The 16,442-nt window shown below is 45.3% G+C and carries 14 protein-coding genes and 2 tRNA genes; 7 read left to right on the top strand and 9 right to left on the bottom strand.

The annotated features are described in order from the left end of the window. Positions 1-4: 4 nt before the first annotated feature. A complete protein-coding gene (locus tag RH46_RS04370; protein WP_006878194.1) occupies positions 5-499 on the bottom strand; it encodes an Rsd/AlgQ family anti-sigma factor in 495 nt (164 codons plus the stop codon). A gap of 178 nt (positions 500-677) precedes the next feature. Here RH46_RS04370 and nudC point away from each other — a divergent pair, with 178 nt between their 5' ends. From nudC to RH46_RS04350, 4 genes are all read left to right on the top strand, one after another. Further along, positions 678-1,457, top strand: coding sequence for an NAD(+) diphosphatase (gene nudC, locus RH46_RS04365; RefSeq protein ID WP_006878193.1), 780 nt, complete (start codon positions 678-680; stop codon positions 1,455-1,457). A 265-nt stretch (positions 1,458-1,722) separates the two neighbouring features. After that, positions 1,723-2,790 (top strand): uroporphyrinogen decarboxylase, encoded by a 1,068-nt coding sequence (hemE, locus tag RH46_RS04360; RefSeq protein WP_006878192.1) that lies wholly within the window; start codon positions 1,723-1,725, stop codon positions 2,788-2,790. A gap of 104 nt (positions 2,791-2,894) precedes the next feature. Continuing rightward, positions 2,895-3,530, top strand: a complete 636-nt coding sequence (locus tag RH46_RS04355; protein WP_006878191.1) for a TetR/AcrR family transcriptional regulator — start codon at positions 2,895-2,897, stop codon at positions 3,528-3,530. Between the two features lie 75 nt (positions 3,531-3,605). Then, complete coding sequence (locus tag RH46_RS04350; RefSeq protein ID WP_006878190.1) at positions 3,606-4,562, top strand: DHHA1 domain-containing protein; 957 nt, start codon at positions 3,606-3,608, stop codon at positions 4,560-4,562. A gap of 36 nt (positions 4,563-4,598) precedes the next feature. Here RH46_RS04350 and RH46_RS04345 read toward each other — a convergent pair whose 3' ends face one another. The 7 genes from RH46_RS04345 to rsgA all read right to left on the bottom strand — a co-directional run bounded on the left by RH46_RS04345 (position 4,599) and on the right by rsgA (position 14,398). Then, the gene (locus tag RH46_RS04345; RefSeq protein ID WP_006878189.1) at positions 4,599-5,735 is read right to left on the bottom strand and encodes a murein hydrolase activator EnvC family protein; all 1,137 of its coding nucleotides are present in this window, start codon (positions 5,733-5,735) and stop codon (positions 4,599-4,601) included. A 159-nt stretch (positions 5,736-5,894) separates the two neighbouring features. Then, positions 5,895-7,427: a 2,3-bisphosphoglycerate-independent phosphoglycerate mutase gene (gene gpmM, locus RH46_RS04340; RefSeq protein WP_006878188.1), complete on the bottom strand. Its 1,533-nt coding sequence runs from the start codon at positions 7,425-7,427 to the stop codon at positions 5,895-5,897. Between the two features lie 229 nt (positions 7,428-7,656). Then, positions 7,657-8,544 carry a DMT family transporter gene (locus tag RH46_RS04335; protein ID WP_006878187.1) on the bottom strand — a complete coding sequence of 296 codons (888 nt, stop codon included), beginning with the start codon at positions 8,542-8,544 and terminating at the stop codon, positions 7,657-7,659. A gap of 73 nt (positions 8,545-8,617) precedes the next feature. Continuing rightward, positions 8,618-10,498, bottom strand: coding sequence for a methyl-accepting chemotaxis protein (locus tag RH46_RS04330; protein WP_006878186.1), 1,881 nt, complete (start codon positions 10,496-10,498; stop codon positions 8,618-8,620). 275 nt (positions 10,499-10,773) lie between these two features. Then, on the bottom strand, positions 10,774-12,189 hold the full coding sequence (locus tag RH46_RS04325) for an SLC13 family permease (protein ID WP_006878185.1): 1,416 nt from the start codon (positions 12,187-12,189) through the stop codon (positions 10,774-10,776). A gap of 178 nt (positions 12,190-12,367) precedes the next feature. Further along, positions 12,368-13,231 (bottom strand): archaetidylserine decarboxylase, encoded by an 864-nt coding sequence (asd, locus tag RH46_RS04320; RefSeq protein WP_006878184.1) that lies wholly within the window; start codon positions 13,229-13,231, stop codon positions 12,368-12,370. A gap of 111 nt (positions 13,232-13,342) precedes the next feature. Further along, a complete protein-coding gene (rsgA, locus tag RH46_RS04315; protein ID WP_006878183.1) occupies positions 13,343-14,398 on the bottom strand; it encodes a small ribosomal subunit biogenesis GTPase RsgA in 1,056 nt (351 codons plus the stop codon). A 127-nt stretch (positions 14,399-14,525) separates the two neighbouring features. Between rsgA and orn the strand changes: the two genes are divergently transcribed. Next, positions 14,526-15,071: an oligoribonuclease gene (orn, locus tag RH46_RS04310; protein WP_006878182.1), complete on the top strand. Its 546-nt coding sequence runs from the start codon at positions 14,526-14,528 to the stop codon at positions 15,069-15,071. Positions 15,072-15,123: 52 nt separating this feature from the next. Here orn and RH46_RS04305 read toward each other — a convergent pair whose 3' ends face one another. Next, the gene (locus tag RH46_RS04305) at positions 15,124-15,834 is read right to left on the bottom strand and encodes a hypothetical protein (protein WP_006878181.1); all 711 of its coding nucleotides are present in this window, start codon (positions 15,832-15,834) and stop codon (positions 15,124-15,126) included. A gap of 318 nt (positions 15,835-16,152) precedes the next feature. On the opposite strand from RH46_RS04305, the gene RH46_RS04300 reads away from it, so the two are divergent. Both RH46_RS04300 and RH46_RS04295 read left to right on the top strand, forming a co-directional pair. Then, positions 16,153-16,228: transfer RNA gene (locus tag RH46_RS04300), tRNA-Gly, on the top strand. Positions 16,229-16,269: 41 nt separating this feature from the next. Further along, positions 16,270-16,346 (top strand) — tRNA-Met (locus RH46_RS04295). Positions 16,347-16,442 lie beyond the last annotated feature (96 nt).

Genomic DNA, 16,442 nt, shown 5'->3' with positions numbered 1-16,442 from the left:
TTGCTTACGCGCCTGGCGGTATCGCTAAACTATCGGCAATAAGCTGAATCAGGTTATCTTCAACCTCAAAGCGCACTTCCAGCAATTCACCAATTTTAGACATGTCAGCTTCGAAGTCAGGTAGCTCATCATCGGAACTAACACTGACATACTTGTCGTTAAACTCAAGCAAAGGCTCTGTCGTTAAGACAATTTTTGCGTAGGTAGCGTCGATTTCGTTATTGGTTTTAAAGCCGGTTGCTTGCCATTTCTTCATTACCATATCGTAGATTTTGAAGTGGCCTTCGGAGATATAATCGACGACGTGGTCGCAAAAAGAGCTGATTTGTTTAGGGGAAGGAAGTTCGACGACGTTAGCGTGTCCGTTCGCAGGTTGTAGGGCGCCCAACTGACAATATTCAACAATAAGTGCCTGTCTGGTTTCAAGCCAGTGATCGATGACTTCGCTTGAGCCACCCCATTGTTCTTGTGTTTGTTTGAATTTATTCAACATGACCATATCCTCATGATCGGATCACTTCTCTGGTGATCATTATGCTTTGGTCTCAAAGCTTGTTCAGAGTTACAACCTCTTGTCGTTACTAAAATTTATAGCCTTAAATTTGCGTGACTACAAACTCTGGTATGAATTTAGATTGCCAGTAAAATAGACGAACTGCAAGTGGAGAGGTGGGCTAATGTTAACTAAAGGTGAGACAAACCGTATGAACGCTGCTTATTGGTGTATTGTATCAGGAAGTGATATCTGGCTGGTTGAAGGTGAGCTACCGAAAGGGATGGCGCAGGATTATGGCTTGCCTTATCAGCAGGCGATTCAGCTGGGGCATTATGAAAATACGCCTGTTTACTGGCTCAATGAAGCTGATATTGACGCTGAATTAGAGCTTACTTCTCTGCGCGACTGCTTACATTTTCCTGAACCGCTTTTTCTGCTAATGAGCAAGGCGGTTCAATATGGTCATATGTCACAGACACTGCGTTTTTGTCCCCAGTGTGGTGGACGAAACCACCTCAATCATAACCAGCTGGCGATGCAGTGTGGTGATTGCCGAACCCTCCATTATCCGCGAATATTCCCATGTATTATCGTTGCTGTTAGAAAAGATAATCAGCTGCTTTTGGCGCAACATCCAAGACATCGTAATGGCATGTATACGGTGATTGCTGGCTTTGTTGAAGTAGGAGAGACTTTAGAGCAGTGTGTTGCCCGTGAAGTGAAAGAAGAAACGGGTATCGATGTGACTAATATTCGCTATTTTGGTAGTCAGCCATGGGCATTTCCATCCAGTCTGATGATGGGTTTTTTAGCCGATTATCAATCAGGTACATTAAAACCGGATTATAGCGAGCTCAGTGACGCACAGTGGTTTGACGTTAATCAGCTTCCACCAGTAGCCCCAGAGGGGACAATCGCCAGAGCATTGATTGAGCATACAATCTCACTAGCTAAAAGCTAGGTGGTTGAAAATAAAGTAAAAAAAACCCTCCAGAAGGAGGGGGTAAGTAAGATGTCGTTATGAGATGCTGAACACTATGTGTCCAGTTTATAATTGTAGTTTTCGCTAGCAAACAAATTTTTAACACTGTTACTGAGTGGGTGCAAATTAAGCACTGATTTAAAAGTTAATAACTTGATCTAGGTTGCAAAGCACACAGCTTTTGAGAGCCAAACAGTGTTAGAATAGCCGCAACAAAGTTGAGCCTAATAATCGGATAAACGGAATGACAGAATTAAAAAATGACCGCTACCTTCGTGCGTTACTAAAGCAGCCTGTAGATTACACTCCAGTATGGATGATGCGTCAGGCCGGTCGCTACCTTCCAGAATACAAAGCGACTCGCGCAGAAGCGGGTGACTTTATGTCTCTGTGTAAGAATGCAGAGCTAGCATCGGAAGTAACATTGCAGCCACTGCGTCGTTTCCCTCTTGATGCGGCAATCCTGTTCTCAGACATTCTAACTATCCCAGATGCGATGGGTTTAGAACTTCGCTTCGCAGCGGGTGAAGGCCCAGTATTCGATAAGCCAATCACTTGTAAAGCTGACGTAGAAAAAATCGGTTTACCGGATCCTGAAGGTGAACTGCAGTACGTTATGAATGCAGTGCGTCAGATCCGTAAAGATCTAAACGGTGATGTGCCGCTAATCGGTTTCTCTGGTAGTCCATGGACTCTAGCGACCTACATGGTTGAAGGTGGTAGCTCGAAAGCATTCACTAAGATCAAGAAGATGATGTATGCAGAGCCTCAAACACTACACCTACTGCTAGATAAGCTGGCGGACAGCGTGATTGAATACCTCAATGCGCAGATCAAAGCGGGTGCTCAGTCTGTTATGGTATTTGATACATGGGGTGGCGTTCTTACTCCTCGTGATTACAACCTGTTCTCACTTCAGTACATGCACAAGATTGTTGATGGTCTAATCCGTGAAAACGACGGTCGTCGCGTGCCTGTTACTCTGTTCACTAAGAATGGCGGTATGTGGCTAGAGCAGATCGCAGCAACGGGTTGTGATGCAGTTGGTCTGGACTGGACAATCAATATTGCCGATGCTGTTAAGCGTGTGGGCGACAAGGTTGCACTACAAGGTAATATGGATCCTTCAATGCTGTATGCTTCTCCTGAGCGTATCCGTGAAGAAGTATCGACTATTCTTGAAGGCTTCGGTGACGCAGGTACAGGCCATGTGTTTAACTTAGGTCACGGTATTCACCTTGACGTGCCGCCTGAGAATGCTGGCGTATTTGTCGAAGCGGTGCATGAGTTATCTAAGCCGTACCACAAATAATTGAGTAATCTAATGAAAGCGCCTGATATGACCAGGCGCTTTTTTGTTATAGGTTACACTAGTCGCTATACTGCCAGATAAATGGAAAGGAATACGGATAACAGATGAAAACTCGTGACAAGATAGTGCTAGCTGCACTGGAATTATTTAATGAGCATGGTGAAAGGAATATCACTACTAACCACATCGCTGCACATATTGATATTAGTCCGGGCAATCTCTATTACCATTTTCGTAATAAGCAGGAAATAGTGCGCGAGATTTTTGCGCTTTATTCGAATGAGCTACTGGAACGCTTTACTCCTATTCAAGGGCAGCAAGAGAGCCTAGTTCTGCTTAAGCACTACCTGGATTCCATTTTTACTTTGATGTGGAAATACCGATTCTTCTACGCCAATTTGCCAGAAATCCTTCAGCGTGATGAGCAGTTACATGAAGAGTATATTCAGGTGCAAGAGAAGCTTCAGGGGAACCTGATTAATATTATGCGTGCTTTCGTTGGTTTAGAACTTGTTTCTGTTGCAGACAGTGAAATGAAGTCACTGGTGACGACGTTGCACTTAATCGCTTCAAGCTGGCTGGGCTATCAGGCTGCGATGTCTCCTAAAACTCAAATTACCGAGCAGGTGATCCATCAGGGGATGCTACAGATGATCTCGGTAGTGAAACCAAAAGCGACACCACAAGGCTTAGAGCAACTACAATTATTGGAAGATGGCGTTAAAGCGATTCATGCTTAGTCATAACTAATTGAAATTGTGAAAAGATAACCAACCCATTAGAGTAAAGAGAGCTACTTTAATGGGTTTTGTTTTATGCACTACGATGTTTTTAATGGCGATGCGGATGGCATCATCGCTCTGCTCCAGCTGCGACTGGCTGAGCCAAAAGAGTCAACTCTCGTTACTGGGGTTAAGCGTGATATCCAATTACTGGAGAAGCTCACCATTAACTCAGACGATTCTATTGTTGCTTTGGACATCTCGATGGAGAAGAACAAAGCTGGTCTTGAGGCCGCTCTGGCCGCCGGTGCTCGCGTTTTTTATGCCGATCATCATAAGTCAGGTGATATTCCTCAGCATACAAACTTAGAAGCTCATATCGACCTTGATGCTAATACCTGTACCGCGCTTATCATCGACAAGCTTCTCGGTGGTCGTTTTCATTACTGGGCTATTACTGCTGCCTATGGTGATAACTTAATTGCTAAAGCGGATCAGCTTGCAGACAAAGCCAATCTGTCATTTGAGCAGAAAGAGCAACTCAAAGAGCTGGGTACTTTGATCAACTATAACGGCTACGGAAGTCAGCTCGCCGATCTTCATTATCAGCCCGACCAACTGTTTCAAGAGCTTTTGACCTATCATGATCCTTTTGCTGTTATTGCCGATCAAAGCTCACCGTTTTATGTTCTGCGTTCAGCTTATCAGCAAGATATGGATAAAGCCTTAGCAATAGAACCTCGACATCAAAGTGATAAATTGGGCGTTTTTGAGCTACCTGATCAAGCTTCCTCTCGTCGTATCAGTGGTGTCTACGGCAACTTATTAGCTAACCAGTCACCCGATAGTGCTCATGCGGTATTAACGGAAAATGCAGATGGGACTTATACCGTTTCGTTACGTGCTCCACTGAATAATAAACAAGGGGCGGGGGATATCTGTAGTCAGTTCCCGTCTGGAGGAGGGCGTGCAGCAGCAGCCGGAATCAATGCGCTCGAGAAACAACAACTAGACCAGTTTATTCAGAGTGTGGAACAGTACTACTCATAGTATGAAAAAGGCCTGAATTGTTCAGGCCTTTTTGCTTTATCGAGTTAACCAAGCTTTCGGGTTTTGGGTTTTACTATTACGGCGAATCTCAAAGTAGAGCGATGGACGGGATTGGCCGCCAGTATCACCCGCGAGAGCGATCTTCTCACCAGCCGCAACCTTATCACCTTCCTTCTTAAGCAGGCTCTGGTTAAAACCGTAAAGGGTCATATCGCCTTTGCCATGGTCGAGCAACACCACCAGACCATAGCCACGCAGATAGTCTGCAAATACGACGGTCCCTGAGTAGACCGCTTTGACTGACTGACCATAATCGGCGTTTATCACCATGCCTTTCCACTTAATCTGGCCTGTTTGGGTCGTGCCGTAGTTGTGTAGAGTCTTACCTCTGAGTGGCCATGGAAGCTTGCCTTTTTGTCTGGCTAAGCCATCCATTGGTACCGCATTTCTCTTCGCTGCTTTGGCAATTTCGGCTTTTAATCTGGTCTCATTTCGTTGTAGCTCAGAGAGGTAAACCTTATCGTTGGAGATACTCTTCTTGATCTGAGATACCGTGCCTTTACGCTTGGACTGAGTTTTGGCCAGTTGATCGCGTTTAGTGGTTTGTTGATTAAGCAAAGTCGTGATCTGCTTTTTCTCTAAGTTGAGTTGCTCACGACTTTGTGCAAGTTCTTTGACGGTCTTTTCAAGCTCAGCAATGGTGTTAGCACGCTCTTTGGCTAAGTGCTGGAAGTACTGACTAATGCGATCCTCTTCAACGCCCTGGTTAAGGATATTGGTTGATGATTTAGCACGTTGGGTAACATAGTAGGTCTGAATCAGCTCTGCTAACTTATCGCTCTGGGCTTTCTTATCGCTTTCCAGCTTATCGACTTTGCTCTCTAGCTTAGCGATATTCTGGTTGGTGTTTTTCAGCGCCGCTTTGGATTGTTTAATCTCATTTTCGAGGCGGTTGATGGTGGTTTCTTGTGACTTTAGTGATTGTTGCAGAGAGTCGAGTTTCTTTTGTTGCGAAGAAAGAGAGCTCTTTTGACGTGAAATCTCGCCACTCACACCTTTAAGTTCAGCATTAGTAGCCGCGTAAGTTGGGGATAGTGAACAGGCAGCAAGAACCAACCCTAGCGTAACGAGTCGTTTGCCGGCAGAAAATGCCTTTTGGTGAGTGACAGCCATTGTTCAAATCAATCCTAACTATTTGACGGGCAATCAGTATAACCAAACAAATTCGCTAGACGAAAGAGGAATGTTAAAACTTGCTAGTGATAAGGATATATCGGTAAATTAAAAAGCCCGAGCATAGGCTCGGGCTTAGTGTCAGTGAGATTGGTTGAATTATTTAACCAATACTTCGCCAGACATTTCAGCTGGGATTTCTAAACCAGTCAGAGACAGCATAGTAGGAGCAAGGTCAGACAGTTTACCGCCTTCTTTGAACTCAACCGCTTTGTCACCAACGTAGATTAGAGGTACTGGCAGGTTAGTGTGCGCAGTGTGTGTACCACCTGTTTCTGGGTCTACCATCATTTCAGCGTTACCGTGGTCAGCAGTGATCAGCATTTGACCGCCTACTTCTTCGATAGCTGCAACAACTTTGCCTACACATGCATCAACAGCTTCAATTGCTTTTTCAGCCGCTTCGTAAACGCCAGTGTGACCAACCATATCTGGGTTAGGGTAGTTACAGATGATAGTGTCGTATTTGCCTGATTTAATCGCAGCAACCATCTTCTCTGTTAGCTCTTCAGAGCTCATTTCAGGTTGTAGGTCGTATGTCGCTACTTTTGGAGAAGCAACAAGTTGACGCTCTTCACCTTCAAATTCTGATTCAACGCCACCGTTGAAGAAGAAAGTTACGTGTGCGTATTTTTCAGTTTCAGAGATACGTAGCTGAGTTTTACCTTGCTTAGATAGCCACTCACCGTAAGTGTTCTCAAGAGATGCTGGTGGGAATGCAATTGCCAGAGGAATATCAGCCGCGTATTGCGTCAGCATTACGAAGTTGATCGCTGGGAATACTGCACGCTCAAAGCCTGCGAAATCAGGTACGAAAGTACGCGTGATTTGACGAGCACGGTCAGCACGGTAGTTCATGAAGATTACTGCGTCGCCATCTTGGATTGCTGCGTCTTCCTGGCCTTCAGCTTTAATCGCTGTTGCTTTAACGAACTCATCGTTCTCTTCACGAGCATAAGCTGCTTCAAGACCAGCAACCGCTGAATCGTAAGTGAACTCGGCTTTGCCTTGAGTTAGGAGGTCGTAAGCAACCTGAACACGATCCCAGTTGTTGTCACGGTCCATAGCGTAGTAACGACCAACTAGAGAAGCAACACGACCTTTGCCTAGTTTAGCGAATAGGTCCTGGAAGCGTTGTAGAGAGCCTTCAGCACTGCGTGGTGGTGTATCACGACCATCAAGGAAGCAGTGTAGGTAAATCTTCTCAGCACCGCGCTCAGCAGCCATTTCAACTGCAGCGTAGATGTGATCTTCGTGAGAGTGAACGCCACCTGGAGACATTAGACCCATGATGTGCACAGCTTTGTCTGCTTTAACAGCAGCGTCAATTGCTTCAACCAGAGCAGGAGTGCTTGTGAACTCGCCGTCAGCGATAGATTTAGTGATGCGAGTAAGATCTTGGTATACCACTCGGCCTGCGCCAATGTTGGTGTGACCCACTTCTGAGTTACCCATTTGACCGTCAGGTAGGCCTACATCCATGCCAGAAGCAGAGATTAGAGTATTTGGATTGTTAGCAAACAGACCGTCTAATACTGGAGTTTTAGCATTTGCGATTGCGTTGCTTGCTGTATCTTCACGGTGTCCGTAACCGTCAAGAATAACTAGAGCCATTGGCTTCTTAGCTGTCATAGTGATGACCTCGTCAAATTTCAAAGTAACTTTGGAAACAAAATTAGCGTAATTTTACTACACTTTTTAACCAAAACTGTAGGTTAAGATCAAATATTGTTTGCTAAATATTGTTGCTATCTTTCACCCTACTCGCAGTGTGCTCAATTTGAGTCTCTGCCTTAATCACTCCATTGTCGCCTATCAAAGCGCAAAATAAAGCTGGAAATACCTATCGATTTAATTGCTGCTAACTGACGAGAATGCCAGTGCCAGCTACTGCGACAATCGCGCCGATCCAGGCAAATCGATTGGGGCGTTTGCCCGAATAAATCCAAAGTATAGGCAACAGCATGATAGGTGTCGTAGAAGAAAGTAGTGCAACCATGCCGACATTACCTTGTTGAAGTGCATAGAGGATCAGCGTCATTCCGACCGCCATCGCTAAAAAGCCGTTGAGTGCCGTGATAGAAAAAATCTTCAGGTTCATAGGACGAGTTGCCCGAGCCAGTCTGGCACCGCTGAAGAAAAACAAACAGTGAGCAGCAAACGCTGTCATCATTCTCATTGCTGATGCGGCGATTGGGTCTATCTCGGTCAGCATGACAGGTTTGGCGATGATTCCACCCAATGCCTGGCACAGGGCGGCGAGCAAACCTAAGCTGATGCCTACCCAGACTTTGCCTTTGATCGACTCGAGTTGGTTGTTTGATTGCCCTTTACGACCAAAGAAAATCGCTGTGAGTACACCAGAAAACACCAATCCTGAGCCAAGCAGCTCAAGATTGGTCATGGTTTCACTAAATAAGAAGTAGCCGAGAATTGCGGAGAAAACCGCGTGACATGAGAACAACAGACCCGCCTGTCTCGGCCCCATACGATTCAAACAGGCAAACAGCGCAGTATCGCCAATGAAGATACCAATTACACCAGAGAGCATCATGGCGGAAATAGCACTCGTTTCTACGCTCGCCCAACCACCGGTAAAAAGTGCAATAGAAGCTAAGATTGCTGAGGTGCAGCCCATACGCCAGCGACTATAAGCAAATGTGCCTAAGTGCTGGGCAGGGGTAACAGAGAGTATGCTGGCAACTGCCCATAAAAACGCAGCTGCCAGTGCCAGCCATTCATAACCCATTGACACCATGTCCTTGTGATTGGGAAAAAATACAGGCTGACAATATGCATCAAATAAGGCTTAAAACAAAGTGTTAAACCTTAAAGCGACCAACTTCATCGCGCATGGTTTCTGCTGAACCACGCATATGGTTAGCACTGTCGCTACTCTGAATTGCTTGCTCAGCAAGAACGTCAGAAGCGTCCTTAATACCTTGAGTATTACGGCTGATATCTTCACTCACAGCACGTTGTTCCTCTGCGGCACTGGCGATTTGTAGCGCCATATCATTGATTTCGGTAATTGCATCGGTAATGGCCGCTAAGCTATCCGCCGCTTGCTGCGCATAATCGACGCTGGTATCGGCCAGTGAGGTACTGCTCTGCATACTATTTACCGCAAGCTTGGTATTGCTTTGCAGAGTCTCAATCATGTTACGAATCTCTTCGGTTGAGCCGTGAGTACGTTGGCTAAGGACTCGAACTTCATCAGCAACGACTGCAAAACCACGCCCTTGCTCACCTGCACGAGCAGCCTCGATAGCAGCATTGAGAGCCAGTAAGTTAGTTTGCTCAGCGATTTCCTGAATCGTCGATAGGATCTGGTTAATGCTTTGGGTATTGCTTTCCAAATCAGTAATCACACCAGCGGCGGCACTGACTTGATTCGCCAGCTCTACGATTGCCTGACGGTTCTTTTCAATCACTTGCTGGCCATCCTGACAGGCTATCGATGAGGTCTGTGAAGCAGTCGCAGTCATCTCAGCATGGCTGGCAACTTCAGCTGCAGTCGCGGACATTTCATGTATGGCGGTAGCGATCTGATTAACATCATTCTGCTGGGCTTCAATTTGTTGCGTTGCTTGCTCTGAGAGTTGATTCGCCTGAATTGCCTGTTTCGTTAGCTGGTCACTATGGTTAATGATTCCACTAATCATGATCTGCATCTGAGCCAGGAACTGATTGACGTGCTCGGCAACTTCGCCAATTTCATCCTTACGCTTAATCTCAATACGCTGGGTTAGATCTCCTTCACCTTTAGCCAGTTGCAGCAGCGATGCTGACAGTTCTTGCAGAGGTTTAAGCAAGCGAGTGACGGTGTAGGTACTTATCGAAGCGATGATGATATATAGCAGTAGCGAGGCAAGCGCAGTGAATTGGATCTGTTCTGACACGGAAGCAAACGCCAACTCTTTATCAACAACAATACCTAGCGACCAGTCAGTGGTTGGTACATTCGCGACATAAATCAGCTGATCGCCCTGTTCAGGCCAACTGATGGTTGAAATTGCTGAGGTATCAACTAACTGACGAATCTTAGTGCTGGTCAGGTTAGGGTTTAAGTCAGTCAGTGGTTTCTGGCTAAGTTTTTCATCCTGGTAAGCCACGATGTTGTTATTACCATCCACCAGGAAGGTGAAGCCATTGTTGTCGATGGAGATGTTCAGTACTTCATTGATGATATTGGTTACCGTGAGATCCGCAGCGAGCACACCTTTTTTGTTACCTGAAAATGCCTTAGCGAAACTGACAACGATACTGCCATCAAAGTCCTGATAAGGTTCCGTCAGGATTAACCCAGAAGCACTCATGGCATCTTGATACCAAGGGCGAGTGCGAGGATCATAGTCGGCCGGCCAGTCTTCAGTTTTATCGCCGAAGGCAATCGAACCATCTTCAAAACCAGCATAAACGGAAAGAAAATCACCAGCACGTTTAGTCACTAGCATCTCACGGTCAGAGTTGTCTGATTCGATAATGGTTTTTTCATTGGCTAACATCATATCGCTGCGGATCGCCAGCCAGTCACTGATGTAACGGGACGTAGCGTGGCTGATATTGGCCATTTCACTGTTGAGTGCAGAAGTGGTTTCTTGCTTGAGTTGGCTGACAGAGATCCAGGCTTGTACGCCAGAAACGACAGCAATCACGATTGCGATAGCAATCTGAATTTTGAGCTTAATTGTATTTCTCATTGTCTTTCCTTCATTACGAGACAATAAACCGAGAAAGCGGAAGCAGACTATTTAGCTGTTGATTAGGGTGTTTTCTTAATCTAGATAGTGAGTACCGCCACAAAATCTCACATTGTTAGTGAAAAGGTATGTTTATATCCCACTGATTTTATATTGAAAGTTAGTGGACAGAGGTGATCAATGTTTTGAAATCATCAATTGAATCAGTTTTTTAAACCGTTAATTGTGCGGGTGTTCAATCGCAATAATCAGCGACTGAACACCGTAAGCTGTCTTTAAGTGAGAAGCAGAGCTCCTACATAGACAAGCAGTAGTCCGAGTACACCAATGATCAGGCCTGTTTTAGCCATATCTTTGCTTTCAATCAGACCGGTAGAATAGGCAAGCGAGTTAGGTGGCGTCGAAACGGGTAAAATCATGCCCAGTGATGCAGAGAAGGCCACCACTACCAGTAGGGCTTGCAAGCCACCAACCGAAGCAAGACTTTCCATTGAAGCACCAATCGCCGCGGCAATTGGCATTAACAAGTTTGCTGTTGCTGTGTTGGACATAAAGTTTGCCATTAGCCAACAGATGACCGACATAGTTAGAACTACCGCCACTGGAGACAAAGACTCGTAATCAATCGCATGTGCCAGCGCTGCAGCTAGTCCGGTTTTGTCGAGTCCGATACCTATTGCGATACCACCGGCAACCAGCCAGAGCACATCCCAGTTAATCAACTTAAGCTCTGCTTTGCCCATAATGCCTGTTAGGGTGAAGACGGCTAGCGGAATAATGGAAACCACATAGGTATTCATACCGTGTAGTTTAGTTGTCATCCATAGCAGAATCGTTGCGGCAAATGTTATGTAGACGACGATGGCGCGCCAGTTATTCTGGAACTTACCATCAAGTTTTAGTTTCATGGTTTGCTGAGAAGAAGGGAAAAGTTTTTGCAGCAAGAACCAGGCAATAGTTAACTGAACAACGACGAACGGCAGGCCCATCATCATCCAACTGAGGAAGTCGATACTGTTATCACCAGTCAGATATTGAAGCGCAATGGCGTTGGGTGGGGTACCAATAGGGGTTGCGATACCGCCGGTATTGGCCGCGATCGGAATACAAAGTACCAAAGCTTTTATGCCCAGATCGCCTTTTGGTGCGGAAGCAACGATAGGTCCAAGCAGAGCGAGCATCATCACGGTTGTCGCCGTGTTCGACATAAACATCGAGAACACGGCGGTGATAAGCATCAAGCCCAACATTATGTATCTAGGCTGGTGGCCAAACGGCTTGAGCAGTACTCGCGCCAGGTTGTTATCCAGTTCATATTTAGAAGCCGCTATTGCCAGTGCAAAACCACCCATAAACAGAATGATGATAGGCGAAGAGAAAGCACTGAAGATATCGGTGTAGTTCATCAGCTCGCCAAGATCATGGCCTGCGGGTGGAGTTCTGAAAAGATGAAGGCCTTTGTTGGAGATCATGACCAGTTCCAAAGCGATGATCAGGATCGATGTCGCGAACACAGGAACGGGCTCCAGTACCCACAGCAGAGCGGCAAGCAGGAATATTGCCAGCAGGCGGTGCTGAATCAGGGTTAAATCATCAATAGGGATCCAATCAATAGGCATGAAGAGTACAGCAATCGGCAGCCCGAAACTGACTAACAGCTTAAAGATTATTCCAGATTCTACCTTGGGCATACGGTGGGTGACCTCACAGACAACTTGAAGAGGCTATAGATTAATTTACAAACAGAATCAGGTCTTAGAGCTAGTTTGGAATTTTGTTAAACAGTTGAATTTGTTGAAAGGGTTTTGTTTTGCGTCAATAAAAAGCCCCGAACTGTCGGGGCTATGTTTTTATCTGATGTAGTCAGAGTTACGCTTGCTTAGTGTGAGCGTAGGCAGTACCCATTACGGTAGCCTGACCATTTTGCATCGACTCATCAAATGTAATGGCGTCTTTAGCAAATAGGTTGATCACCGTAGAGCCTAGTTTAAAGCGACCCATCTCTTCACCTTTCTTAAGGATCACAGCTTTGTCACCTTCTGCAGGGTAATCCCATTTGTAGACAGTGTTGCCACGTGGTGGAGTGATAGTGCCAGCCCAAACCTGTTCAATGCTGCCAACAATAGTTGCGCCAACAAGAACCTGTGCCATTGGACCAAACTCTGTATCGAAGATACATACCACACGCTCATTACGAGCAAACAGGTTAGGTACATTTTCAGCTGTGAGAGGATTTACTGAGAACAAATCACCAGGGACATAAATCATCTGACGTAATGTACCGTCACACGGCATGTGTACACGGTGGTAATCACGTGGAGACAGGTAAAGTGTTGCAAATTCACCTTCAGCAAACTCTTCAGCCAGAGCGGCGTCACCACCTAGTAGTTCTTGCGCTGAAAAATCATGGCCTTTAGCCTGAATCAACTTACCGTCAGTGATTGGGCCAAACTGGCTTACACATGCGTCAGCAGGGTGAGTAATAACTGACTCGCCTTCAGTAATTGGGCGTGCACCCTCTTTTAACTCACGAACAAAGAATTCATTGAACGTCTTGAAATGCTTAGGATCAGAATGAAGAGCTTCATCCATGTTGACGTTGTATTGTTTGATAAACCAGCGAATGATTGCTGTTGTTAGACCGCCAGCCTTTGCAGAAGCTAGCTTACCCACTAAGCGCGTTAGGCCATGTTGTGGAATCCAATATTGCAGTCCAACTTTAATCTTATCCATTGTGTTCAATTCCAATGTTATTTGCTTGATTGACTATATTCTGGGCGCGAGATGTTACTCAAATTGCGCCCAAAAGTCAGTAGTTGCGATAGTTTGCTTACAAATTTGCGATTACAAATCTGCTTTTTTACTTCGAGAGTATTGGCGGTTGGCTTTCATCTCAGCCATGCTTTCCAAAATTCGGTGATAGTTATCGAAGCGGATCTGATTGATCTCGCCATCTTCAACTGCTTGGCGTAACGCACAACCTGGGTCATCGTTATGCTTACAGTCACGGAACTTACAACCGCCTAAGAAAGGTCTGAACTCCACAAAAGCTTTGGTAATTTCGTCGGCTTCTAAGTGCCACAGACCAAACTCACGTACTCCTGGAGAGTCGATCAAATCACCGCCAGTAGGAATGTGGTAAAGACGAGAGGCGGTTGTAGTATGTTGACCTAAACCTGAGTTTTCAGATATCTCGCCCTCTTCGACGTTAAACTGAGGCATCAGAGCATTAACCAGACTCGATTTACCAACGCCAGACTGACCAACGAAGATATTGATACGATCTTTCAGTTCAGCTTCTAACTCCTCAATCCCTTCACCAGTTTGCTTACTGACAAACAGAACCTTGTAGCCAATTCTTTGGTACTCGGCCAGCCAAGATTTGTATTCGGCTAGTTGTTCTTGTTCGAGTAGATCGATTTTATTTAAAACGAGTAGTGGTGCAATGTTGAGGGTTTCAGAAGCAACTAAATAGCGATCAATGATATTCAGTGATAGCTCAGGTAGTACGGAAGAGACGATCACCATTTGATCCACGTTTGCCGCTACAGGCTTCAGGCCATCATAGTAGTCAGGGCGAGTCAGTACAGAAGTTCGAGGTTCAACGGCTTCAACTACACCGTTAATACCTTCCATCGACTCTAAACCCGGGCGCCAGATAACTTTGTCACCTGACACTAAGGTTTCAATGCCGCGACGCAAGTTACAGCGTTGAATCTCGCCAGTTTCAGTATCTTCGATATCCGCGTGCTGTCCAAAACGAGTGATAACTAGGCCAGATTTGCTGCCACCCAGCATAGACTCGTCCCACTGGATCGACTCTTCCTGCTTGAGTTTACGTTTTTGGTTATGACGTACACGTCTTACCTGACCTTTGGTTAGCTTTTTCTTTTTAGCCACGTTTCTCTACTTCGTTTGATTAATTTATTGAGTGATACCAGCAAGAAGGAGACTATCTCAAGCTATCTTGGGTATCGGAATTTGGGTATAGTACCCTTTTTATCAGAAAACCAATAGGCAACGATTTATGTCCTTTAGCGATCAGAATTTGATTTGGATTGATTTAGAGATGACAGGACTAGACCCTGAAACTCATAAAGTCATCGAAATCGCTACCATTGTCACCGATAGTGAATTGAATATTTTAGCTGAAGGACCTGTACTTGCCATTCATCAGCCTGAAGAAGAGCTGCAAAAAATGGATGAGTGGTGTACCACGACTCATACGGGCAGTGGCTTAGTGGATCGTATTCGCGAAAGTAAGATTGATGAGCAAGAAGCGATTCGTCAAACGATTGAATTTCTGGAGAAGTGGGTACCGAAAGGAAAGTCACCTATCTGTGGTAATAGCGTTGGTCAGGATCGCCGCTTCTTATACAAGCATATGCCTGAGTTGGAACAATATTTCCATTACCGCTACATTGATGTCAGCACACTGAAAGAGTTGACTCGCCGTTGGAAGCCAGAAGTTTTAGATGGGTTTTCGAAAAAAGGCAGTCACCTGGCTTTGGATGATATCCGTGAGTCAATTGCCGAGCTGCAATATTATCGAAACACCATTATTTCGATCTAATCTGTCAAAGCCAGCCATGATGCTGGCTTTATTTTTATCTGCTCTACAGCGATTAAGGGACTGGCAAGAAGGCAAATTGCGCTACGCCCTGAACCACTTTGGTAATACTTCGGTTGGTCTTATCCGCAACGATCAGCGCCATCATATCCTGAATCATCACCATTTTGGTAAACAGGCGATCAAAACTTATATCAACGCCATTTTCATCGAAGGAATTACTGTAGATGAGCGGGTTGCCCTCAATGTCTTTGCGATGGTAAAGACGCCAAACGAACACCTCGATATTGCGTGCACTGTTGTAAAGTGATTGCTCATCAAGTGAGTCGAGTATAAAAAACTCTTGCTGGTGGTTGTACGAACGGCGGAGCATCTCTGACAGACCAACGATCGCTGCAAAAACCCGGTCTCCCTGATAATTATCGTCAAAGCTTAGTAATATGGCTTCAATGCCGGTCACTCCGTTAAGTTCGTCAAAAACGAGGGGAGGCAACTCAATACTATCTTCAGCACCAAAAATCTGTTGGATACGGCTATCGATTGTCGCCTGTGGGTTTTTCTTCAATTGAATTGGATTACGGACGTAAAGCTTGCGAGTGAGTTCGACCATTTGCTCTTTTAACTGGCGAGCGTGAACATCCATAACAAAATCTACATCACTCTTGCCCAGGTTTCGTACTGGTTTAGGGATAGAACCACATCCTGCGATGGAGGCAATCAAAATCAATGATAACAATGCTTTCCAATAAAGCCTGACAGATGACATAGATAAAGAACCTACTACAACAAGGAGTAAACGTTTGATTCGTTTGGAGGATTGATAGCTGTCATTTATATATAAATTGTCAATTGGCTGCGACCAGTAACAATCAAAAGGCAGCACGATATCGCATTTTGAACAATTATCGAGCGTCGAGTTTGCTCTGACTCAATGGGCTTCTGTATGAATATCAAGCTGTTTTGTGTATTGGTGTGCGCTTTTTATCCAAACGAAAAAAAAATGGATTATTTTTGCATGAAGGACTTGCATCACAAAAAAATGCACTTATAATTCGCAGCCCTGAACAGCGGAAACGTTGTTGATGCGACACTAGCTCAGTTGGTAGAGCGCAACCTTGCCAAGGTTGAGGTCACGAGTTCGAACCTCGTGTGTCGCTCCAAATTTATAAGCTTTCGTCATGCTTTAAATGATGAATACGGACGCGGGGTGGAGCAGCTTGGTAGCTCGTCGGGCTCATAACCCGAAGGTCGTCGGTTCAAATCCGGCCCCCGCAACCAAATTTATAGGTATTGTGATTCGCTAGCTCGTCGGGCTCAGCCATTCATAAAACCTTGCGAAGGTCTCTGGTTTTAAATCAGTCCTCGCAACCAATT

The sequence above is a fragment of the Vibrio brasiliensis LMG 20546 genome (assembly GCF_000189255.1).
Classification (GTDB): Bacteria; Pseudomonadota; Gammaproteobacteria; order Enterobacterales; family Vibrionaceae; genus Vibrio; species Vibrio brasiliensis.
This window is presented reverse-complemented; position numbering and strand designations above follow the sequence as displayed.